Here is a 19,544-nt window from a genome sequence, read left to right on the forward strand (position 1 = left end):
GCACATATTATGGTGATTTCCAACCCCCGCGAACTTGAAAAACTCAAAGACCGGATTCCCAATCTGATCAACATCATCCGCGTCGCCATCGTTTTCCCGCTGATGATTATGCACATCCTCGGACTGGAAACCGGCAGCCGTGCGAACCTGCACGCTTCGTGGACGGCGTGGGCGTTTTATGTTTGGCTCGCCATTGCCTGCTGGCTGATTTTCTTTTCCATCATCCATCCGTATTGGCAATGGCAGTCGCTGAAAATGCCGCGTTTCAGCGCGGTGGCGGACATCACGATGATCGGCGTGCTGACCTACCTGTTCGGCGGCATCGATTCCGGCTTCGGCATCCTGATCCTGCCCTTCGTCGTCTGCTCCTGCCTGCTCAGCTACGGGCGTTACCCCCTGCTCTATTCCAGTTACGCCGCCATCCTGCTGATATTCAACGCCATTGCCGACGGCAATATCGGCAAATACCCGCTCATATCGGATACCCGTACCGCCTCGGCAACCTTCATCCTCGTCGCCGCCTCCTATCTTTCCGCCATCTTCACCTCACTGTCGGTCAAATACATCGACAGCGCCGGCCAACTGGCCCGCGACAACCACCTCGCCTACCGGCGCATCAAAGGCTTGAGCCAAACCGTACTCGAACGCGTTCAGGAAGCCGTCGTCGTCATCAATACCGAAGGGCTGGCGGTGCTGTTCAACCGGAAGGCGAAAGACCTTTTCCCCGCACTCGAAATCGGACGGCGTGCCGGCCTGTCCGATTCTGCCGCCGAACTGTGGAATCAAGCCTCTCCGCACAATTTCGAATACGTCCTCGGCACACCCGGCCTGAACGCCGGCATCCGCGCCGTTCCGGTCAACAAAGGGCCGGACAAGCTGCTCATCCTCTACATCCGCCCGCAAAGCGAAATTCAGGCAGAAGCTCTGTCCGTCAAACTTGCCGCACTCGGACAACTGACCGCCAACCTCGCCCACGAAATCCGCAACCCCATGTCCGCCATTCGCCATGCAAACGACCTGTTGCGCGAAAATGCAGAGGAAGAAGAAACCGACCCGTTCAAGGTCAAACTTTGCGAAATCATCGACGGCAACGTCCGCCGTATCGACAAAATGCTCGAAGACATCTCCTCGCTCAACAAACGCAACAAAACCGAACGCGAAGCCATCGACCTGATGCAGTTTTGGATAGGCTTCAAACAGGAATTCCTGCTCAACAATCCCGATGCCGTCGGCTGCATCCGCTTGGATATGCAGGGCAATCACCTGACTGCCTATTTCGATTCCGCCCACTTGAGACAAATTATGTGGAACCTGTGCAACAACGCATGGCGGCACAGCAGCAAACGTAACGGCTCGATTGCCGTCGTCGCTCGGCCTGCACAAAAAAACACCATCAGCATCCTGTTTGCCGACGACGGCGGCGGCGTTCCGCCCGAAGTGCAGGAACACTTGTTCGAACCCTTTTACACCACGGCGAAAAACGGCACCGGTCTCGGGCTGTATGTCGCCCGCGAACTGGCACACGCCAACTTCGGCGATTTGACCTACCTGCCCGAAACCAAATGTTTCGAACTCACATTACCGGAAAAAAGCAATGACTGAACTGCAACATCCCGTCCTCGTCGTTGATGACGAAACCGATATTCTCGACCTGATGGAAATGACCCTGATGAAAATGGGGCTGCGCGTCCATACCGCGTCAGGCGTTGCCGAAGCCAAAAACAAGCTCGACAGCCAACGCTATTCGCTCGTCCTGACCGATATGCGTATGCCGGACGGCTCCGGGCTGGAAGTCGTCCAACACATCAACAGCCGCCTGCTCGATACGCCGATTGCCGTCATTACCGCCTTCGGCAATGCCGATCAGGCACAGGAAGCGTTGCGTTGCGGCGCGTTCGACTACATCCAAAAACCCATCACCCTCGCCCGGCTGCGTTCCCTCGTCAAATCGGCAATTTCCGTTTCCGAAAACCAAAACAAGATTCCCGAGCCGCCCGTTCAGACGGCATCCCCCGTTTCTTCCCCCATGCCGTCTGAAGCCCCGAAACCTGCAAACGCGATACCGACGGCACCGCCCGTTTCCGCCGCCCTTCCCTATGCGGAATCCGATATGCCCCGCCTGCTCGGCAGCTCTCCGCAGATGGTCGAAGTCCGCCACCTCATCCGCCGCCTCGCGCCCGGCAAAGTACCCGTCTATATTTCCGGCGAATCCGGCACGGGTAAGGAACAGGCGGCGCGCACCATACACGAACTGTCCGACCGCGCGGGCAAACCCTTTGTCGCCGTCAACTGCGGTGCGATTCCCGAAAACCTCATGGAAAGCGAATTTTTCGGCTACCGCAAAGGCAGCTTTACCGGTGCCGACAAAGACCACGACGGCTTCTTCCGCCACGCCGACGGCGGCACTTTGTTTTTGGACGAAGTCGCCGACCTGCCCCTTTCCATGCAGGTCAAACTCCTGCGCGCGATTCAAGAAAAAGCCGTGCGCCGCATCGGTGATACGGCCGAGCAGCCCGTCGATGTCCGCATCGTCTGCGCCACCCACAAAAACCTCGAAGCCCTTGTCGGAAGCGGCGCATTCCGCCAAGACCTGTATTACCGCCTCAACGTCGTCAGCCTCAATATGCCCTCCCTGCGTGAAATGCGCGAAGACTTGAAGCTGCTCATCCCCTACCTCCTGTACAAACACAGCCACAACAACCGGCCTTACACGCTTTCCCCCGCCGCGCAACAGATGCTCCTGAATTACAGTTATCCGGGCAATTTCCGCGAACTCGAAAACATCCTCGAACGCGCCGTCGCCCTGTGCGTCGGGCATACCGTGCAAATCGACGATTTGCAGATTCAAGACGTACGCCGCAAACCCGTTCAGTCCGAAACCGCCGAACCCGTTGCCGATACCTTGCCGTCTGAAACAGCCGCAGCACCGTCCCGCCTCCTGCCGTTCGACCCCGATACCATGCAGATACAGGACTATCTCGACCAAATCGAACGCGACATCATCGAACAAACCCTCAAACAAACCGAAGGCAACCGCACGCAGGCTGCCAAACGCTTGGGCATCAGCTTCCGTTCGATGCGCTACCGTATGGAACGCCTCAACATAGACTGACGGCAAGACGGCATCCGCACCATACCCGCCCACCCGAAAAAAATGCCGTCTGAAACGGCACGGGAAAGCGGGTTCGCCCCACGCCCGAACGGACACAAAACACTATGACCGACATCCTTATTGACGACACCGCCACCGAAGCCGTCCGCGCCCTGATACGGGCATTCCCCCTCGCGCCCGTTTCCCGGCCGCCCGAACAAGGCAGCTACCTCCTTGCCGAACACGATACCGTCAGCCTCAGGCTTGTCGGGGAAAAAAGCAGCGTCATCGTCGACTTTGCCTCCGGTGCGGCACAATACCGGCGCACAAAAGGCGGAGGCGAACTCATCGCCAAAGCCGTCAACCACACCGCGCACCCCACCGTTTGGGACGCGACCGCCGGATTGGGGCGCGACAGCTTCGTCCTCGCCTCGCTCGGGCTGTCCGTTACCGCCTTCGAGCAACATCCCGCCGTCGCCTGCCTGCTTTCAGACGGCATCCGCCGAGCCCTCCTCAATCCCGAAACGCAAGACACCGCCGCGCGCATCAACCTCCATTTCGGCAACGCCGCCGAACAAATGCCCGCACTTGTTCAAACACAAGGCAAACCCGACATCGTCTATCTCGACCCCATGTATCCCGAACGCCGCAAAAGTGCCGCCGTAAAAAAAGAAATGGCCTACTTCCACCGGCTCGTCGGCGAGGCGCAAGATGAGGCCGTCCTCCTCCATACCGCCCGACAGACTGCCAAAAAACGCATCGTCGTCAAACGCCCGCGCCTGGGAGAATACCTTGCCGGACAAGCTCCTGCCTACCAATACACCGGCAAAAGCACCCGCTTCGACGTTTACCTGCCCTACGGGACGGACAAGGGATAACGCCCATAAAACAAGACACCGAAAAATTTGCCGTTCTTATGCAAACGAGAAACCGGTTTTTGCGTTTCGACTGTTTTGGATAAGTCATCACACCTTAAAGTTTGTCATTCCCACAGAAGTGGGAATCCGATTCATTCAGTTTTATAGTGGTTTAAATTTAAACCAGTACAGCATTGCCTCGCCTTGCCGTACTATTTGTACTGTCTGCGGCTTCGTCGCCTTGTCCTGATTTAAATTTAAACCACTACAGTTGTTTTCGAGTTTCAGGCAACTTCCAAACCGTCATTCCCACGGAAGTGGGAATCTAGAAATGAAAAGCAACAGGAATTTATCGTAAATGACCGAAACCGAACGGACTAGATTCCCGCCTGCGCGGGAATGACGAGGTCTCAGGTTACTGTTTTTAAGTTGCTGTTTCGGGTTGCTGTTTTTTATGGAAATGACGAGATTTTAGATTACGAGAATTTATCCGCTCCTCCGTCATTCCCACGGAAGTGGAAATCCAGAAATGAAAAGCGACAGGAATTTGTCGTAAATGACCGAAACCGAACGGACTAGATTCCCGCCTGCGCGGGAATGACGGGGCGGGAGGATGCCGTCTAAAATTCCGTCATTCCCGTGAAAACGGGAATCTAGAACTTCTGATTTTTCAGATGACTTTTGAACATTGCCACTACCCAATGATTTGGATTCCCGCCTGCGCGGGAATGACGATGTAAAATTATCCGGGATTCAAAAAGACAGACTTTCGCATCCGTGGGAATGACTGCGGAAAGATGATTTTTATAGTGGATTAACAAAAATCAGGACAAGGCGACGAAGCCGCAGACAGTACAAATAATACGGAACCGATTCACTTGGTGCTTCAGCACCTTAGAGAATCGTTCTCTTTGAGCTAAGGCGAGGCAACGCCGTACTGGTTTTTGTTAATCCACTATATTTTGTCATAAAAATCCGCACCTTAATCAGTTGGCGGTTAAATCAAACTTTTAGGGTACAGATTACTTTTTATGATTTCAGACGGCATTTTGACAGGCCGCAAACCTATTTCGGCAATACCAAAAACTTAATCAATAACTCTTTGAACACAAAACCGAACACGCCCAAGCCCAAAACCAAAAACAAAACGGCGATGCCGAATTTACCCGCTTTAGACTCCTTGCCCAAATTCCAAACGATAAAACCTAAAAAAATAATCAAGCCGGTCAGGCAGATTTTCAACGCCCAATCGGCAAAAACCGCTTCATCCATATTTTTTTCCTATTGTTGATGTGTATGCCATATGAGATAACGGTTTCAGACGGCATTTGCCGTGTTTCCCTGCCAATGCCGTCTGAAACACGCAATCAGCGTGCGAGTGCCTGTTTCAAATCATCGACGAGGTCGTCAACATATTCCAAACCGACCGACAGGCGCACCAATCCGGGGCGGATACCAGCGGCGAGTTTTTCTTCGGGCTGCATCCTGCCGTGCGTGGTTGTCCACGGATGGGTAATGGTCGAGCGCACGTCGCCGAGGTTGGCGGTTCGTGAAAAGAGTTCCACGCCGTCCACAACTTTCCATGCGGCGTCAGTGTCGGCAACTTCAAAGCCGATGACGATGCCGCCGCCGTTTTGCTGTTTGCGGATAAGCGCCGCCTGCGGATGATCGGGCAATCCGGTGTAGTACACGGCTTGAACCTGCGGCTGCGCTTGCAGCCATTGTGCGATTTTCAGGGCGTTGTCGAACTGTTTTTCCATACGCAGCGACAGGGTTTCTACGCCGCTCAACAACTGCCACGCATTAAACGGCGACATTGCCAGCCCGCAAGAGTTGCAATACATGGCGACCTGCGCCATCAGTTCTTCCGAACCCGCCAACACGCCGCCCATCACACGTCCGTGTCCGTCTATGGCTTTGGTCGCGGAGGAAACGGAAATATCCGCACCGTGTTTCAAAGGCTGCGAGCCGACGGGCGACAGCAGGCTGTTGTCCACCACCAAGAGCGCGCCGATGCCGTGCGCCAATTCCGCCAAGGCTTCCAAGTCGGCCACTTCGCCCAAGGGGTTGGACGGCGTTTCCAAAAACAGCAGTTTGGTATTAGCTTTGACGGCGGCTTTCCATTCGTTTATATCGGTCGGCGACACGTGGCTCACTTCGATGCCGAATTTGGTAACGATGTTATTGATAAAGCCGACGGTCGTGCCGAACAGGCTGCGGCTGGAAATCACATGGTCGCCCGCCTGCAGGAAGGTGAAAAACGCTGCCTGAATCGCGGACATGCCGGTCGAAGTGGCGACCGCACGTTCCGCACCTTCCAAAGCGGCAATGCGTTTTTCAAAGGCGGCTGTGGTCGGGTTGGCGGTACGGGTATAAGTGAAGCCTTTGATTTTTTTAGAAAACAAATCGGCAGCGTGTTGGGCGTTGTCCCACATGAAGCTGCTGGTCAGAAACAATGCCTGATTGTGTTCGCGGTATTCGGTTTGTTCTTTGCCGCCGCGTATGGCGAGCGTTTGCGGATGGAGTTTTTTGCTCATCGGTGATTCCTCGGTTTTGTCCGTTCAAATAACGGGGTGTGCGCCCGTTGTTTAATTTGTTAATATTTTGCGCCCGTTCCATAAGGCTTTCAAGTCGGATGAGAATGTAAATGCCGTCTGAACACGGCTTTCAGACGGCATGACGGTCAGCGTTTGTATTTTAACTCGTACTTGATGTCGTTGAGGATTTTACGGACATCGTGTTCCAACACGTCTTCGACTACCGCGCCCGCCTGCTCGTGCAGCATCTGCTGGAGCTGATAAGTAAAGAGTGCCATCTGCTTTTGCACCGCCGTTCGGATGATGCCGTTGACGGTATCGGTCAGATGCGGGCGCAGGCGTTTAATCAGCCGTTCGGTCAGCTCCTGTTCGGACAGGCAGAACACTTCGCGCCGGTTGACGGCTTTCGGATTCAGGATATTGATTTGGACGGGCATCAACGTTTCTTCCTCATCGTTTTCCCCGTTTTCCGAAACCGCCTGCTCATTCATGCCGGACTCTGCCTCATCGGCGTTTTCCCCGCCCTCAATCTGTGCGGTTTCAAATTCGACACTGTCTTTTTTGGCATTGAACCGGATTTTCCGCTGCGATTCGATGTGTTTTTCCGAAACCGACATTTGCAGGGAAGCCTGCGCGTTGAGCCAGTTTTCCTGAAGGACGATCATCGGGTCGGTTTCGACTTCCTCGCCGCATTCGGCAACGGCGGCATTGTGTTCCTCCTGCCATTTTTTCAGATACGCCTTCAACACGCGCTCGCGGCTCCCATCGTCCAGTTTCGGCATCGGCGCGTCCGTTCCGGTTTCAGAGGGGCGGGACAGCGGCGCGTAAGTCGGCACTGCCTTCATACGGCGCGTCTGACGCAGGTTTTCCAAACGTTTTTCCCAATTCGGCTCTTTATCCTGATTGTTTGTATCCATTTTTTCGGCTTCCGGTTCTTATAGTGGATTAACAAAAATCAGGACAAGGCGACGAAGCCGCAGACAGTACAAATAGTACGGAACCGATTCACTTGGTGCTTCAGCACCTTAGAGAATCGTTCTCTTTGAGCTAAGGCGAGGCAACGCCGTACTGGTTTTTGTTAATCCACTATAATCTTTGCAGGCAGACAAACCCGCGCCCAAAGCGCGGTTTGATATAATGACACATTTTAACAGATTTGCGAGGATACATCATGGGCAGCATCGAACAGCGTTTGGAATATCTGGAGGAGGCGAACGACGTGCTGCGTATGCAGAACCACGTCCTGTCCACCGCCTTCAAAGCCTTAATCCGCGCCCTTCCCGCCGACACCGCCGAAATCGCGGTCGAGTCCATCCAGCTTGCATTTGAAGACGCACTGGCGGAATTGAACTATGAGGACAGCCCGCATACGGATTTGTTCCACGACGTTACTTATGCGTTTTTCCGTGAAAAAGAACGTTAATTTTGTGTTAAACTGATTTTTTAGGCTTTTTGATTACCGAAAGGAATGTTGATGAATATGAAAAAATGGATTGCCGCCGCCCTTGCCTGTTCCGCACTCGCGCTGTCTGCCTGCGGCGGTCAGAGCAAAGATGCCGGCGCGCCTGCCGCCAACCCAGACAAAGTGTACCGCGTGGCTTCCAACGCCGAGTTTGCCCCCTTTGAATCTTTAGACTCGAAAGGCAATGTCGAAGGCTTCGACGTGGATTTGATGAACGCGATGGCAAAGGCGGGCAATTTTAAAATCGAATTCAAACACCAGCCGTGGGACAGCCTTTTCCCCGCCTTGAACAACGGCGATGCGGACGTTGTGATGTCGGGCGTAACCATTACCGACGACCGCAAACAGTCTATGGACTTCAGCGACCCGTATTTTGAAATCACCCAAGTCGTCCTCGTTCCGAAAGGCAAAAAAGTATCTTCTTCCGAAGATTTGAAAAAGATGAACAAAGTCGGCGTGGTAACCGGCTACACAGGCGATTTCTCCGTTTCCAAACTCTTGGGCAACGACAACCCGAAAATCGCGCGCTTTGAAAACGTCCCCCTGATTATCAAAGAACTGGAAAACGGCGGTCTGGATTCCGTGGTCAGCGACAGCGCGGTCATCGCCAATTATGTGAAAAACAACCCGGCCAAAGGGATGGACTTCGTTACCCTGCCCGACTTCACCACCGAACACTACGGCATCGCGGTACGCAAAGGCGACAAAGCAACCGTCAAAATGCTGAACGATGCGTTGAAAAAAGTACGCGAAAGCGGCGAATACGACAAGATCTACGCCAAATATTTTGCCAAAGAGGGCGAACAGGCCGCAAAATAAGCCCGCCCGTCCGAACAAAATGCCGTCTGAAGCCCTTTCAGACGGCATTTTTTATTGTCTGTGCCGTTTTGTGTCGGGACGGCAACGTTTATTGCAGCGCGGCATTGTTGTGCCGCCATTTGGGTTTTCAGACGGCATCGCGGGCTTCGGACGGCATCGGGGTTTCGGTGGGCTGAAGCCCACCCTGCAATATTGCCGCCAAGCGGTACGGACGCAAAAATAATGGCAGGGCGTAATGGTAGGGTGGGCTTCAGCCCACCGCTTCAGACGGCATCCGCCCTCCCCGTCATTCCCGCGCAGGCGGGAATCCAGACCATTGGGCGGCGGCAATATTTAAAAGTCGTCTGAAAATTTAAAAGTTCTAGATTCCCGCTTTTGCGGGAATGACGAAAAATTGCAGGAATGATGAAGTTTCAGACGGCATCGTCCACCCTCTGCCGTCATTCCCGCATAAGCGGGAATCCAAACCATTGGGCAGCAGCAGCCTTAAAGGTTATAAAAGACTCGTCATTCCCACGAAAGTGGGAATCCAGGCCATTGGACAGCGGCAATATTCAAAGATTATCTGAAAGTTTGAGATTCTAGATTCCCGTTTTCACGGGAATGACGGAGTTTCAGACGGCATTTAATGCCTTGTCAGGCTTCAGACGGCATCGCCCACCGCCGTCATTCCCGCATAAGCGGGAATCCAGACCTTAAGGGTGGAGGAAATATTCAAAGGTTATCTGAAGATTTAGAGGTTCTAGATTCCCGTTTTCACGGGAATGACGAAAAGTCACGGAAATAACGAAAAGTCGTGATGACGGCGCATCCGCCCGACCGTCATTCTCGCGCAGGCGGGAATCCAGAACATCGGGCAACGGCAATATTCAAAGATTATCTGAAAGTTTAGTAATGGTAGGGTGGGCTTCAGCCCACCGCTTCAGACGGCATTGAATGCCTTGTCAGGCTTCAGACGGCATTGAATGCCTTGTCAGGCTTCAGACGGCATTCGGGGTTTGGTGGGCTGAAGCCCACCCTACCATTACTAACAAACCGCCACGACAAACCAAACCGCCGCGCCTAAACAAATCCCCCCGACAAAAAAACAATCCGGAACGCGTCTGACCGTTCCGGATTGTTTTCAGGCGGCATCCGCCGCATCAGAACATACTGCGCACGCCCATATTGACCTGCCAATTCTGCCTCATCTTGTGCATCGAAGACCTTTGCGCCTCAAAATAAAGCTGCCGTCCGTTTTCGGCATTGCGGCGCACCACGCCCAAACCGTATTCCAACCAGCCGCCCCGGTGTTTGAATTCCTCCACGGCAGAGCCGTTGAACCTGTGGCGGATCGTGCCGATAAACTCGCGTTTGTACATCAGCTTGCCGTAGATGTTCAGCCTGCCGCCGTCCAAACCGTCCACGCCCGCCCGAAAGCCGAACCGCCCCATCAGGCTGCGGAAATTGTCCGTCTCGGCAGACAGCCCGTTTGACAGCGAAAAGCCGTAGCCGCGCGTAAACCAGTAGGACAACTGCGCTTCCGGCTGCCACCAATAGGTTTTGCCGCCGTCCTGTTTTTCCATCCGCCTGCCGGTTTCGGCGGAAAGCATATAGGCATTCAGGCGCGCCTCGTCCGATTCGACCCGTTTGCCTGCGTAATTGGTCAGCCCGTAGCTGCCCTTATATCGGGCGATGTTGGCGACCAAATCATAATAAGCCCTGCTTTCCCGGTTGAGCCAGGTAGAATAAACGCCTGCCGTCCTGCCGTAGATTTTGCCGCTGCCGGCATAGTCTTCGGGGGTGTAGGACGATTGGAGGTGGCGGAGCATCAGCCCTTTGTAATGAATCCATTTGTCGCCGAACCCCGTCCGGTTGAAGCCGCCGGCAAAGCCCCAATAGCGGTTGCCGTAGCCGCCCACGCGGTAATCGCTGCGGCTGCCGGCGAATTTTCCGCCGACGCGTTTGATCCAGACGTTGTTGTCTTCCTGCGGCGTTCCGTCGGCGTGGATTTCGCCCATACGCTGCACCAGCGTTTCATCGGAAACCGCGTTCAACTGATATAACGCCTCGCCGAAAAGGACACTGCTCGATGCGCCCGTCGACAGGGTGGCCGGGTAGAGGTAGAAGTCCCGCTTGCCGTCTGCGGAAATATTGACCTTTTTGGAATCACCCGACTCGCCCAAGGCAAAACACCACCCTCCCTGTTCCGTACAGCGGACATTTAATTCGTATGACGCTTTTGTGTTTTCGGCATCGCCTTTGTTTTCGACCAGCTTTAAAAACTCCCTGCCCGTCGTTTTTGCCTTGGCATTGTCTTCATATTCGATGACGTGTACGCCTTCGCTGCCTTTCCGGGTAATCAGCTTGTCCGATTCGCCTTTGACGATGTCGCCATACATTTTGAACACGCCGCCATCGCCCTTGAGATTGCTCACAGACACTTTGACGAATTTATTGTTGTCGCTAAATTCGACCTGCGCGTCTTCCGACAAATCCAACTCTTTCAGCATCGAATCATTGGTAACCGTCCAGCGCGCGCCGTTGCTTATTTTGAGGTTGACGGTGTTGTTTGTCTTGTCGTCGATCGCGCTGTCTTTAATCCAACCGTTTTCATCGAAGAACTCTTCAGATCTTTTGATTTCTTCTTCGAGTACCGCAACCCTTTCTATGTCGTTTTCTTTTATATGTTCTATTTGCCTTTTTTTGCTCCGAATTTTGTTTTCTTGCTGTTTTACTTTTACTTCTAGTTCTTTTCTCTTTTTATTATTTTGGTTGTCATTTTCATCTAGCTCAGCCAATTCTTTATTTAGTTTATCCAATTCCTGATTGAATTTATCCAATTCTTGATTGAATTTATCCAAAGCTGCTTTTTTTTGAGGCAATCTTTTCTGCTTAGTATCCAGCTCTTTCTTTTTCTTTTCAATCGACTTTGTATCGGGGGTTAAGTCATATCCGTCCGCATCCACGGTTAAGGCAAACATATCTTTCCCTTTGGCAAAGCTCCTTTTCCCGATATGTGCTTCCCCTTCAAAATAAGAGTCTTTGTTGGCAAGGTTCACGCTCACGCTGCCGCCGTTGTAGGCGAAAATATCGCCTTTGATTTTGACAACCTTGTCTTCCCCGCCGACAACCTCGACTTTGCTGTATTTCCCGTCAATCGCAAACGCGCTGCCTATACTTTTGGGCCTGCCTTGCCCGTCATAAACCGGCGTTGCAACGATATCGACATTCCCACGGAAAATCGCTTCCATTTTGGAGCCTTCCGGAATCTGCTTCTTATTGCCTATGCTATTGCTTGAATAGAAGCCGAAACCGTTGTTTTCCGCCTCGTCCTGTCCGTTCCTATCGATTTTAATATTCACATCGCCCTTGAACTCCATCGTGGTGATGCTTGGATGGTCAGGGTCGGGAATTTGGCTACTATAGTGGTTGGCGGTAATGCCTTGTCCTCTCTCTTTTCCTGATTTGATGTTGATATTCAGCGTCGAGCCTTCTTCGGAAGTAATGCGATATTCTCCTACTCGTTTATAATTATTAAACAATAGGATACCGTCGTTACTAGTGTTGCTATCCGCATCCATATTGATGGTATTGCGCCCCTTAAAGGTAAGCGTCGCCGGTGCCAAGCCGCTGGAGCTTCTATTGAGTTGATCATAAGACATAATGCCGGTATTCGCGTTATGGGCGGCTATGGTTACGTTTTCAAAAGTAACCTTGTTTTCGCCCTCATAGCTTTGATCCGCCAACATCACCACGCCGCCTCTCTTCTCCCCGCTTTTTTCGCTTAAATCGTACGAATAATCTGAATGGCTTATCTTTGTTTCAAGCGATTTATTGTCAATCGTCGGCGAGGCATCGGCAGAGCCGTCTGCCAATTTGCCTTTTATCGTAATGTTGTTCGTACCGCCGTTGGCGGCAATGATAAGGGAATTTAAGGGTTTGACTTCGGTTTCGCCATCGTAAGTGTAGTTGTTCACTTGCCCTTGTTTTGCGAGGACGAGGGTGTAGTTGTCTTTGGTAACAACTGTTCCTTTATTTGCGTCCGCCCCTTGCGCGTGCATAGAAGCGGCTGCAAAACCAAGTAAGATGCATTGAACTGTCTTCTTTTGTTTCATCAGTTTTTCCATTTTGAAGATATGTGATTTTTATCATTATATGCTTAAATCATTAACACACCAAAAAAAAAAAAATGGATTGTTTGATACTCCAATGTTTTTTATCTTGTGATGCAGAACGGGAATCTGTATCACGTCATTCCCACGAAAGTGGGAATCTAGAAACTCAAAGTTGCAAGAATTTATCGGAAACGGCTAAAACCGAACGGTCTGGATTCCCGCCTGTGCGGGAATGACGGCGGGGGCGGATGCCGTCTGAAGCTTTGTCATTCCCGCAATTTTCCGTCATTCCCGCAAAAGCGGGAATCTAGAACCTCTAAATTTTCAGACGGCTTTTGAATATTGCCGCCGCCCCAAGGGCTAGATTCCCACTTTCGTGGGAATGACGATTTGGAAATTACCCGAAACCCAAAAACAACTGAAACCTAACACACTGGATTCCCGCCTGCGCGGGAATGACGGGGAGGGCGGATGCCGTCTGAAGCGGCGGGCTGAAGCCTACCCTACCATTGTTTCTGAATCCCACCCTACCATTGTTTCCGCTTCGATACCGCTTGGCGGCAATGTGTCCGGAATGGGGCGGTTTATCCGAAAAAGCCCATTTTGACTTGGATGAGTTTTTCCAGTTCGTTCAGGATGCGCCGGCGCGAGACGAAAAAGATGATGTGGTCGCCGTCTTGGATGACGGTTTCGGTATGGTGTCCCATAATGGTTTCGCCGGTTTCGGCGCGGACGACGGCGGCAATGTGGCAGCCTTCGGGCCATTTGATACCGCTGATGCGCCTGCCGATGATGGCGGAAGTTTTTTTGTCGCCGTGTGCGACGACTTCGATGGCTTCCGCCGTGCCACGCCGGATGGGGTGGACGGCAACGATGTCGCCGCGCCGGATGTGGGCGAGTATCGAGCCGATGGTAATGAGGTGGGGGGAAACGACGATGTCGATTTTGTTGCCTTCGAGCAAATCGACGTAGCTTGAGCGGTTGACGATGCCGATAACGCGCTTCGCGCCGAGGTTTTTCGCCAAAAGGGCGGACATAATGTTGCTTTCGTCGTCGTTGGTCAGGGCGCAGAATACGTCGATTTCGTCGATGTATTCGTTGTCGAGCAGGGTTTCGTCGGTTGCCGAACCTTGCAGGACGAGGGTGTTGTCGAGGTTTTCGGCTATCCATTCGGCACGGCGCGGCCGGCATTCGATGATTTTGACGTTGTATGCGTGTTCGAGCTGTTTGGCGAGGCGGTAGCCGATGTTGCCGCCGCCGGCAATCATAATGCGGCGGGTGCTGGTTTCTTTGGGGCGCAATTCGGGTATGACCGCGCCGATGTTTTCGGCAGCGGCGGCAAACAGGATTTCGTCGCCTTCGATGATGACGGTTTGCGGCGCAGGGACGATGAGGCGGTTGTTGCGGTAAACGGCGCAGATTTGGCAGTCGGCCCCGTCGGGAAGGTCGCGGGCGATGTCGGCGATTTCGCGGTTGACGAGCAGTCCGCCGCGCCGCGCCTGTATGATGACCATCCGCACGCGGTCGTCTGCAAAACGTAAAACCTGCAATGCGCCCGGGCAGTCTATCAGGCCGGCAAGCTGTTCGGTAACGAGCTGTTCGGGGCTGATGGTTTCGGTTATGCCGAATATGGAAAGGCTGCCGTTTTCGTTGTTTTCGAGCTTGGGGCTGAGGTATTCGAGGTATTCGCTGGAACGGACGCGCGCGATGCGGCCGGGGATGTTGAACAGGTCGGCGGCAACTTTGCAGGCGACGATGTTGGTTTCGTCGCTGCGGGAGAGCGCGAGCAGCAAGTCGGCATCTTCCGCGCCGGCGCGTTCTAATGTGAAGGGGGATGCGCCGTTGCCGAAAACGGTTTGGACATCGAGGCGGCTGCCTGTTTCCTGCAATGCTTTTTCGTCGATGTCGATAACGGTTACGTCGTTGTTGGGTATGGCGGCAAGGTTTTGCGCGACGGTAGAACCTACCTGTCCGTTGCCTAAAATGAGGATTTTCACGGTATGGGTCGCCGGGTGATGAAATGGTGGATTGTACCGCAACCGGAGGCGGAAATGCCGTCTGAAGGCGGATTTTGCGTTCAGACGGCATTGCGCCTCAAGATTCGACGGGGATGATGCCGATTTTCGCCTGCCATTGGCGCGGGGCGGTGGCGTGGATGGATTCGCCTTTGCTGTCCACGGCGACGGTTACGGGCATGTCTTTGACTTCAAACTCGTAAACGGCTTCCATACCCAATTCGGGGAACGCCAAGACTTTGGAAGATTTGATGGCTTTTGCCACGAGGTATGCCGCGCCGCCGACCGCCATGAGGTACACGGCTTTGTTGTCGGCGATGGCTTCGCACGCCGCCGCGCCGCGTTCGGATTTGCCGATCATACCCAAAAGGCCGGTTTGTTCAAGCATTTGGCGGGTGAATTTGTCCATACGGGTGGCTGTGGTCGGACCTGCGGGGCCGACGACTTCGTCGCCGACCGGATCGACGGGGCCGACGTAGTAAATCAGGCGGTTGGTGAAATCGACGGGCAATTCTTCGCCTTTGTCGAGCATATCGACGAGGCGTTTGTGTGCGGCATCGCGGCCGGTGAGGATTTTGCCGTTCAGCAGCAATACGTCGCCGGTTTTCCAACTCGCCACTTCTTCTTTAGTCAATTTATCGACATCGACGCGTTTGCCGTTGTCGGGGCTGTAAGTCAGATTGGGCCAGTCTTCGACGCGCGGCGGCGTGAGTTCGACAGGGCCTGAGCCGTCCAATTCGAACTCGACGTGGCGGGTGGCGGCGCAGTTGGGAATCATGGCAATCGGTTTGGAGGCGGCGTGGGTCGGGTAATCGAGGATTTTCACGTCCAACACGGTGGTCAGCCCGCCCAAGCCTTGCGCGCCGATGCCCAGCGCGTTGACTTTTTCAAAGAGTTCGAGGCGCAGGGCTTCGGTGGTGGACAATTCTGCGCCGGACGCGGCTTTTTCCTGCAACTCTTGAATGTCGATGTGGCTCATCAGGGATTCTTTTGCCATCAACACGGCTTTTTCGGGCGTGCCGCCGATACCGATGCCCAAGATGCCGGGGGGACACCAGCCCGCACCCATGGTCGGGATGGTTTTCAATACCCAATCGACGATGTTGTCGGAAGGATTGAGCATAGCGAGTTTGGATTTGTTTTCAGAGCCGCCGCCTTTTGCCGCGCAGGTTACTTCGACTTTGCCGCCCGGAACGATGTTCATGTGGATGACGGCGGGGGTGTTGTCTTTGGTGTTTTGACGTTTGCCGGCCGGGTCGGCGAGGACGGAGGCGCGCAGGGTGTTGCCTTCCCAAGTGTAGGCGCGGCGCACGCCTTCGTTAACCATCTCTTCCACGCTCATGTCCGCATCCCATTGCACATCCATACCGACTTTCAAAAACACGGTTGCGATACCGGTATCTTGGCAGATGGGGCGGTTGTTTTCCGCACACATACGGCTGTTGACCAAAATCTGCGTCATCGCATCTTTGGCGGCGGGATTTTCTTCCTTCTGCCACGCCTTATAAAGCGCGTCGATGTAGTCTTTCGGATGGTAGTAGCTGATGAATTGGAAGGCATCGCAAATGCTTTGGATAAAGTCTTCCTGTTTGATGACGGTCATGATTGTGTTCCTTTTCAAGGTCGTGGCGGTAAGTGTCTGCTGCGGTTTCAAGCCGCTTTTGGATTTTGTTTTCTGTTAGGGCGCAATAGTGCCGGCGTTTGTGCGGCAAAGACAATACATAATTCTAATCTATTGATTATCCATTTGTTTTAATAAAATACTGTTTTACTCGGATTTTGATATTTGTAATCTTTGCCTGTTGCCTATGATGGAAATAAAACTACAAATATGTTTGGTAATTTTAGGTTTTTTATAAATACCGTCCGAACCTGTCCGAATATCCGTTTTAACGGCATAAAAATTATTTTCAATAATTTCAAACTGATTTCAATCGATTAAAGGATATAACGACGGCAGGGAGTTGTCATATACGAAAGAGGAAATTTTGACTGAAGTCAAACGCATTTGACTTTTTGAAATTTTACAACTTATTTTCCAAATATCAGAATTTTCAAAAAATACATATATTACAGCAATATATGTATTTTTTACCGTCTTGCAATAATGAGAATGGGTTGTATTTTTCTGTTTGTTTTTTCTGCTTTTCAGACGGCATTCTTTATAATCTTATTGAAAAGTAAATATATTTTAAAATTTCATACATAAATTTTGTCAACAATATATGTTTCTATGGCAATTTTGTAGTTTAGTAACGGGAAGGCGTAAATTCTGATAAACTATGTTTCACATAAGAAACATTAAGTTATAAACATATTCATAGTGCGCGAGAGAAGTTCTTATTTCTCTTGTGTAACAAAAATACACAATACCGAATCTACTATCCTTCCAACAGGACACTGCCATGAGTGAAAATTTGTTAACCCTGACCATAGACGGACACGAGGTCAAGGCCTCCGCCGATTCGTCCATTATCCAAGCCTACGCCCGTTCCGGCAGCGCGATTACCGCCAACGTCGGCTGCATGGGTCAAGGCGTATGCGGTTCCTGCCGCTGCATGATTCGTAAAGAAGGCGAGCGCGAAGTAACCACTGCACTGGCATGCGAGACCAAAGTCGAGGAAGGCATGCAGGTCAGCTTCTTGGACTACTTTATTCCGGAGCATATCCAATATTACGACGTAAGCGAGATTGGCGACGGCTGGAACTGGTTGGACGATACCGCCAAAGCCTTCCCCGAAGCGCAAAACTGTCGTCATTGCGGCGGCTGCAACCGCGCCTGTCCTAAAGGTTTGCAAGTGGAAAACGGCGTAGCGCAGGTAGTTTCCGGCGATTTCGGCGCGGCTGCGCTGACCTTCGACCAATGCGTGATGTGCAACCTCTGCACCCTCTCCTGCCCAGAACACATCCGTCCGAACCACTTGGGCCTGTTCGCCCGCCGCATGAAAGCGGCGCGTACGTTGCGTCCAGTGGATTTGATGCGCCGCCTGCGCGAAATCGACAGCGGCAAAATGAAAGTCGAATTTGAAGGGGAGGCACTGTGATGGCTAACAAAATCCAAGGCATCGACTACGAAACCGCCCTTGCCAACCTGCGTGCATCCTCATTGGAACTGCGCGGCGACCCGCCGGAAAAAAACGAATTGCTGAGCCAATTCCATCCCGATTATCAGGCAAATGCGCGCGTGAAGCTGCCCATCGGCCCGAACGCCGGCGATTACTGCCATCCTGATTTGGCGAAACTCTTAATCAGCCGGCCCCTGATTGACGATTATGATTTGTCTGGCGCGGAACATTTGAACACCGACGTACTGGTTATCGGCGGTGGCGGCGCGGGTGCGGCGGCGGCATTGTCTGCAACCGAAGCAGGCGCGCGTGTGATTATGGCGAACAAGCTGCGTATCGGCGACAGCAATACCGTAATGGCGGAAGGCGGCATTCAGGCGGCAGTCGGCGCGGAAGACAGCCTGCAACAGCACTTTGACGACACCGTCAAAGGCGGCCACAACGCAGGCAAAAAAGAATTGGTGGCACAAATGGTTACCGATGCGCCATCCGCCATCCGCTGGCTGATTGGCTTGGGCATGACTTTTGACTTAGCCAAAGGCGCGGACAGCAACGGTATGTTGAGCCGCAAACGCGCGGGCGGTACGACCGTGCCGCGTATTTTGAGTTACCGCGACTTTACCGGCCTCGAAATGATGCGTGTACTGCGCGAGGCGGTCGAACTCGATGAAAACATCACCCAGCTCAACCGCCACCCTGCCATCGAATTATTATCAGACGAACACGGCCGCTGCGTCGGCGCGATTTTGTACGATTTGGAAAAACGCTCTTTGGTGTTGGTTCACGCCAAAGCCGTGGTATTGGCAACCGGCGGCAGCGGAAGGCTGCATTTGCAGGGTTTCGCCACTTCTAACCACTACGGCGCAACCGCAGACGGCCTGGTAATGGCGTACCGCATCGGCGCGAAACTGCGCGATGTCGATTCCTTCCAATACCACCCGACCGGCGTTGCCCATCCGCCGCACTTGGCAGGCGCGCTGATTTCCGAAGCCGTCCGTTCCGCAGGCACCAAACTAATCAACGGTTTGGGCGAGCGTTTCGTTGACGAATTGCAACCGCGCGACGTGGTTGCCGCCGCCATTTTGCGCGAATGCCGCGAAGGCCGTGGCGTGGTACGCGATGGACAAGTCGGCGTATTCCTCGACACCCCGCGCCTGATTGCCAACGATCCTGATGTGTTGAACCGTTTGGTAACACTCGGCCACGTTGCCCACAAATGCGGCATCGACCCCGCCGTCGAACCTATGATGATTCATCCGACCCTGCACTATCAAAACGGCGGTATCGAAATCAACGGCAACGGCGCAACCTGTGTGGAAGGACTCTATTGCGCCGGCGAAGTAACCGGCGGCATCCACGGCCGCAACCGTCTGATGGGCAATGCGCTTTTGGACATCATCAGCTTCGGCCGCCGCGCAGGTAAAGCCGCCGCCAATTGCGGTCTGCCGCTGAAAAAAGTACGCGGCGGTGTCGGACACGTCCACGATCTGCAACGCGAAATGACCCGCGCCGGTCTGACCAGCGACATCAAAGCCCCCGTTTTATATCCCGACTACGGCAAATTCGATTTGCGCGAACACGCCGGTTTGCAGGAGCAATAA

The 19,544-nt window shown here is 53.1% G+C and carries 16 protein-coding genes; 10 read left to right on the forward strand and 6 right to left on the reverse strand.

Going from position 1 to position 19,544, the window contains the following annotated elements:
• Positions 1–9: 9 nt before the first annotated feature.
• From DBY86_RS06740 to DBY86_RS06750, 3 genes are all read left to right on the forward strand, one after another.
• Complete coding sequence (locus DBY86_RS06740) at positions 10–1,602, forward strand: sensor histidine kinase (protein ID WP_234403406.1); 1,593 nt, start codon at positions 10–12, stop codon at positions 1,600–1,602.
• On the forward strand, positions 1,595–3,112 hold the full coding sequence (locus DBY86_RS06745) for a sigma-54-dependent transcriptional regulator (RefSeq protein ID WP_107819391.1): 1,518 nt from the start codon (positions 1,595–1,597) through the stop codon (positions 3,110–3,112). The genes DBY86_RS06740 and DBY86_RS06745 overlap by 8 nt, the downstream gene beginning before the upstream one ends.
• A gap of 104 nt (positions 3,113–3,216) precedes the next feature.
• Positions 3,217–3,969 (forward strand): class I SAM-dependent methyltransferase, encoded by a 753-nt coding sequence (locus DBY86_RS06750; protein ID WP_107819392.1) that lies wholly within the window; start codon positions 3,217–3,219, stop codon positions 3,967–3,969.
• A gap of 1,044 nt (positions 3,970–5,013) precedes the next feature.
• Here the strand turns inward: DBY86_RS06750 and DBY86_RS06770 are convergent.
• The 3 genes from DBY86_RS06770 to DBY86_RS06780 all read right to left on the reverse strand — a co-directional run bounded on the left by DBY86_RS06770 (position 5,014) and on the right by DBY86_RS06780 (position 7,402).
• Positions 5,014–5,220 (reverse strand): DUF2788 domain-containing protein, encoded by a 207-nt coding sequence (locus DBY86_RS06770; protein ID WP_003689742.1) that lies wholly within the window; start codon positions 5,218–5,220, stop codon positions 5,014–5,016.
• 95 nt (positions 5,221–5,315) lie between these two features.
• Positions 5,316–6,485, reverse strand: a complete 1,170-nt coding sequence (metZ, locus tag DBY86_RS06775) for an O-succinylhomoserine sulfhydrylase (RefSeq protein WP_107819395.1) — start codon at positions 6,483–6,485, stop codon at positions 5,316–5,318.
• 146 nt (positions 6,486–6,631) lie between these two features.
• Positions 6,632–7,402, reverse strand: a complete 771-nt coding sequence (locus DBY86_RS06780) for a hypothetical protein (protein WP_107819396.1) — start codon at positions 7,400–7,402, stop codon at positions 6,632–6,634.
• A 254-nt stretch (positions 7,403–7,656) separates the two neighbouring features.
• Here DBY86_RS06780 and DBY86_RS06785 point away from each other — a divergent pair, with 254 nt between their 5' ends.
• The 4 genes from DBY86_RS06785 to DBY86_RS13960 are packed head-to-tail and all read left to right on the forward strand — an operon-like array spanning position 7,657 to position 9,114.
• Positions 7,657–7,908: an NGO1151 family protein gene (locus DBY86_RS06785; protein ID WP_107819397.1), complete on the forward strand. Its 252-nt coding sequence runs from the start codon at positions 7,657–7,659 to the stop codon at positions 7,906–7,908.
• 51 nt (positions 7,909–7,959) lie between these two features.
• A complete protein-coding gene (locus DBY86_RS06790; RefSeq protein WP_107819398.1) occupies positions 7,960–8,766 on the forward strand; it encodes a basic amino acid ABC transporter substrate-binding protein in 807 nt (268 codons plus the stop codon).
• Between the two features lie 19 nt (positions 8,767–8,785).
• Entirely contained in the window at positions 8,786–8,989 is a 204-nt protein-coding gene (locus tag DBY86_RS06795) for a hypothetical protein (RefSeq protein WP_107819399.1), read from the forward strand.
• Positions 8,989–9,114, forward strand: coding sequence for a hypothetical protein (locus tag DBY86_RS13960; RefSeq protein ID WP_301001440.1), 126 nt, complete (start codon positions 8,989–8,991; stop codon positions 9,112–9,114). The genes DBY86_RS06795 and DBY86_RS13960 overlap by 1 nt, the downstream gene beginning before the upstream one ends.
• A gap of 794 nt (positions 9,115–9,908) precedes the next feature.
• Here the strand turns inward: DBY86_RS13960 and DBY86_RS13350 are convergent.
• Complete coding sequence (locus DBY86_RS13350; protein WP_199901060.1) at positions 9,909–12,863, reverse strand: autotransporter outer membrane beta-barrel domain-containing protein; 2,955 nt, start codon at positions 12,861–12,863, stop codon at positions 9,909–9,911.
• A gap of 382 nt (positions 12,864–13,245) precedes the next feature.
• On the opposite strand from DBY86_RS13350, the gene DBY86_RS13025 reads away from it, so the two are divergent.
• Positions 13,246–13,470 carry a hypothetical protein gene (locus DBY86_RS13025; protein ID WP_159068558.1) on the forward strand — a complete coding sequence of 75 codons (225 nt, stop codon included), beginning with the start codon at positions 13,246–13,248 and terminating at the stop codon, positions 13,468–13,470.
• Here DBY86_RS13025 and trkA read toward each other — a convergent pair.
• Together trkA and DBY86_RS06825 are read right to left on the reverse strand one after the other, a co-directional pair.
• Entirely contained in the window at positions 13,448–14,860 is a 1,413-nt protein-coding gene (trkA, locus tag DBY86_RS06820) for a Trk system potassium transporter TrkA (RefSeq protein WP_107819400.1), read from the reverse strand. The two genes, DBY86_RS13025 and trkA, sit on opposite strands and share 23 nt — an antisense overlap.
• 97 nt (positions 14,861–14,957) lie before the next feature.
• Complete coding sequence (locus tag DBY86_RS06825; protein WP_107819401.1) at positions 14,958–16,481, reverse strand: fumarate hydratase; 1,524 nt, start codon at positions 16,479–16,481, stop codon at positions 14,958–14,960.
• Between the two features lie 802 nt (positions 16,482–17,283).
• Here DBY86_RS06825 and DBY86_RS06830 point away from each other — a divergent pair.
• Together DBY86_RS06830 and DBY86_RS06835 are read left to right on the forward strand one after the other, a co-directional pair.
• A complete protein-coding gene (locus DBY86_RS06830) occupies positions 17,284–17,922 on the forward strand; it encodes a 2Fe-2S iron-sulfur cluster-binding protein (protein ID WP_107819402.1) in 639 nt (212 codons plus the stop codon).
• On the forward strand, positions 17,922–19,544 hold the full coding sequence (locus tag DBY86_RS06835) for an FAD-binding protein (RefSeq protein ID WP_107819403.1): 1,623 nt from the start codon (positions 17,922–17,924) through the stop codon (positions 19,542–19,544). Before DBY86_RS06830 ends, DBY86_RS06835 begins: the two co-directional genes overlap by 1 nt.

It is taken from the genome of Neisseria bergeri (assembly GCA_003044455.1).
Taxonomy (GTDB): Bacteria; Pseudomonadota; Gammaproteobacteria; order Burkholderiales; family Neisseriaceae; genus Neisseria; species Neisseria bergeri.

Bases quoted from the DNA above. Each gene is read 5' to 3' on its own strand.
- DBY86_RS06740 (WP_234403406.1), top strand. From the start codon at position 10: ATGGTGATTTCCAACCCCCGCGAACTTGAAAAACTCAAAGACCGGATT.
- DBY86_RS06745 (WP_107819391.1), top strand. From the start codon at position 1,595: ATGACTGAACTGCAACATCCCGTCCTCGTCGTTGATGACGAAACCGAT.
- DBY86_RS06750 (WP_107819392.1), top strand. From the start codon at position 3,217: ATGACCGACATCCTTATTGACGACACCGCCACCGAAGCCGTCCGCGCC.
- DBY86_RS06770 (WP_003689742.1), bottom strand. From the start codon at position 5,220: ATGGATGAAGCGGTTTTTGCCGATTGGGCGTTGAAAATCTGCCTGACC.
- metZ (WP_107819395.1), bottom strand. From the start codon at position 6,485: ATGAGCAAAAAACTCCATCCGCAAACGCTCGCCATACGCGGCGGCAAA.
- DBY86_RS06780 (WP_107819396.1), bottom strand. From the start codon at position 7,402: ATGGATACAAACAATCAGGATAAAGAGCCGAATTGGGAAAAACGTTTG.
- DBY86_RS06785 (WP_107819397.1), top strand. From the start codon at position 7,657: ATGGGCAGCATCGAACAGCGTTTGGAATATCTGGAGGAGGCGAACGAC.
- DBY86_RS06790 (WP_107819398.1), top strand. From the start codon at position 7,960: ATGAATATGAAAAAATGGATTGCCGCCGCCCTTGCCTGTTCCGCACTC.
- DBY86_RS06795 (WP_107819399.1), top strand. From the start codon at position 8,786: ATGCCGTCTGAAGCCCTTTCAGACGGCATTTTTTATTGTCTGTGCCGT.
- DBY86_RS13960 (WP_301001440.1), top strand. From the start codon at position 8,989: ATGGCAGGGCGTAATGGTAGGGTGGGCTTCAGCCCACCGCTTCAGACG.
- DBY86_RS13350 (WP_199901060.1), bottom strand. From the start codon at position 12,863: ATGAAACAAAAGAAGACAGTTCAATGCATCTTACTTGGTTTTGCAGCC.
- DBY86_RS13025 (WP_159068558.1), top strand. From the start codon at position 13,246: ATGACGATTTGGAAATTACCCGAAACCCAAAAACAACTGAAACCTAAC.
- DBY86_RS06825 (WP_107819401.1), bottom strand. From the start codon at position 16,481: ATGACCGTCATCAAACAGGAAGACTTTATCCAAAGCATTTGCGATGCC.
- DBY86_RS06830 (WP_107819402.1), top strand. From the start codon at position 17,284: ATGAGTGAAAATTTGTTAACCCTGACCATAGACGGACACGAGGTCAAG.
- DBY86_RS06835 (WP_107819403.1), top strand. From the start codon at position 17,922: ATGGCTAACAAAATCCAAGGCATCGACTACGAAACCGCCCTTGCCAAC.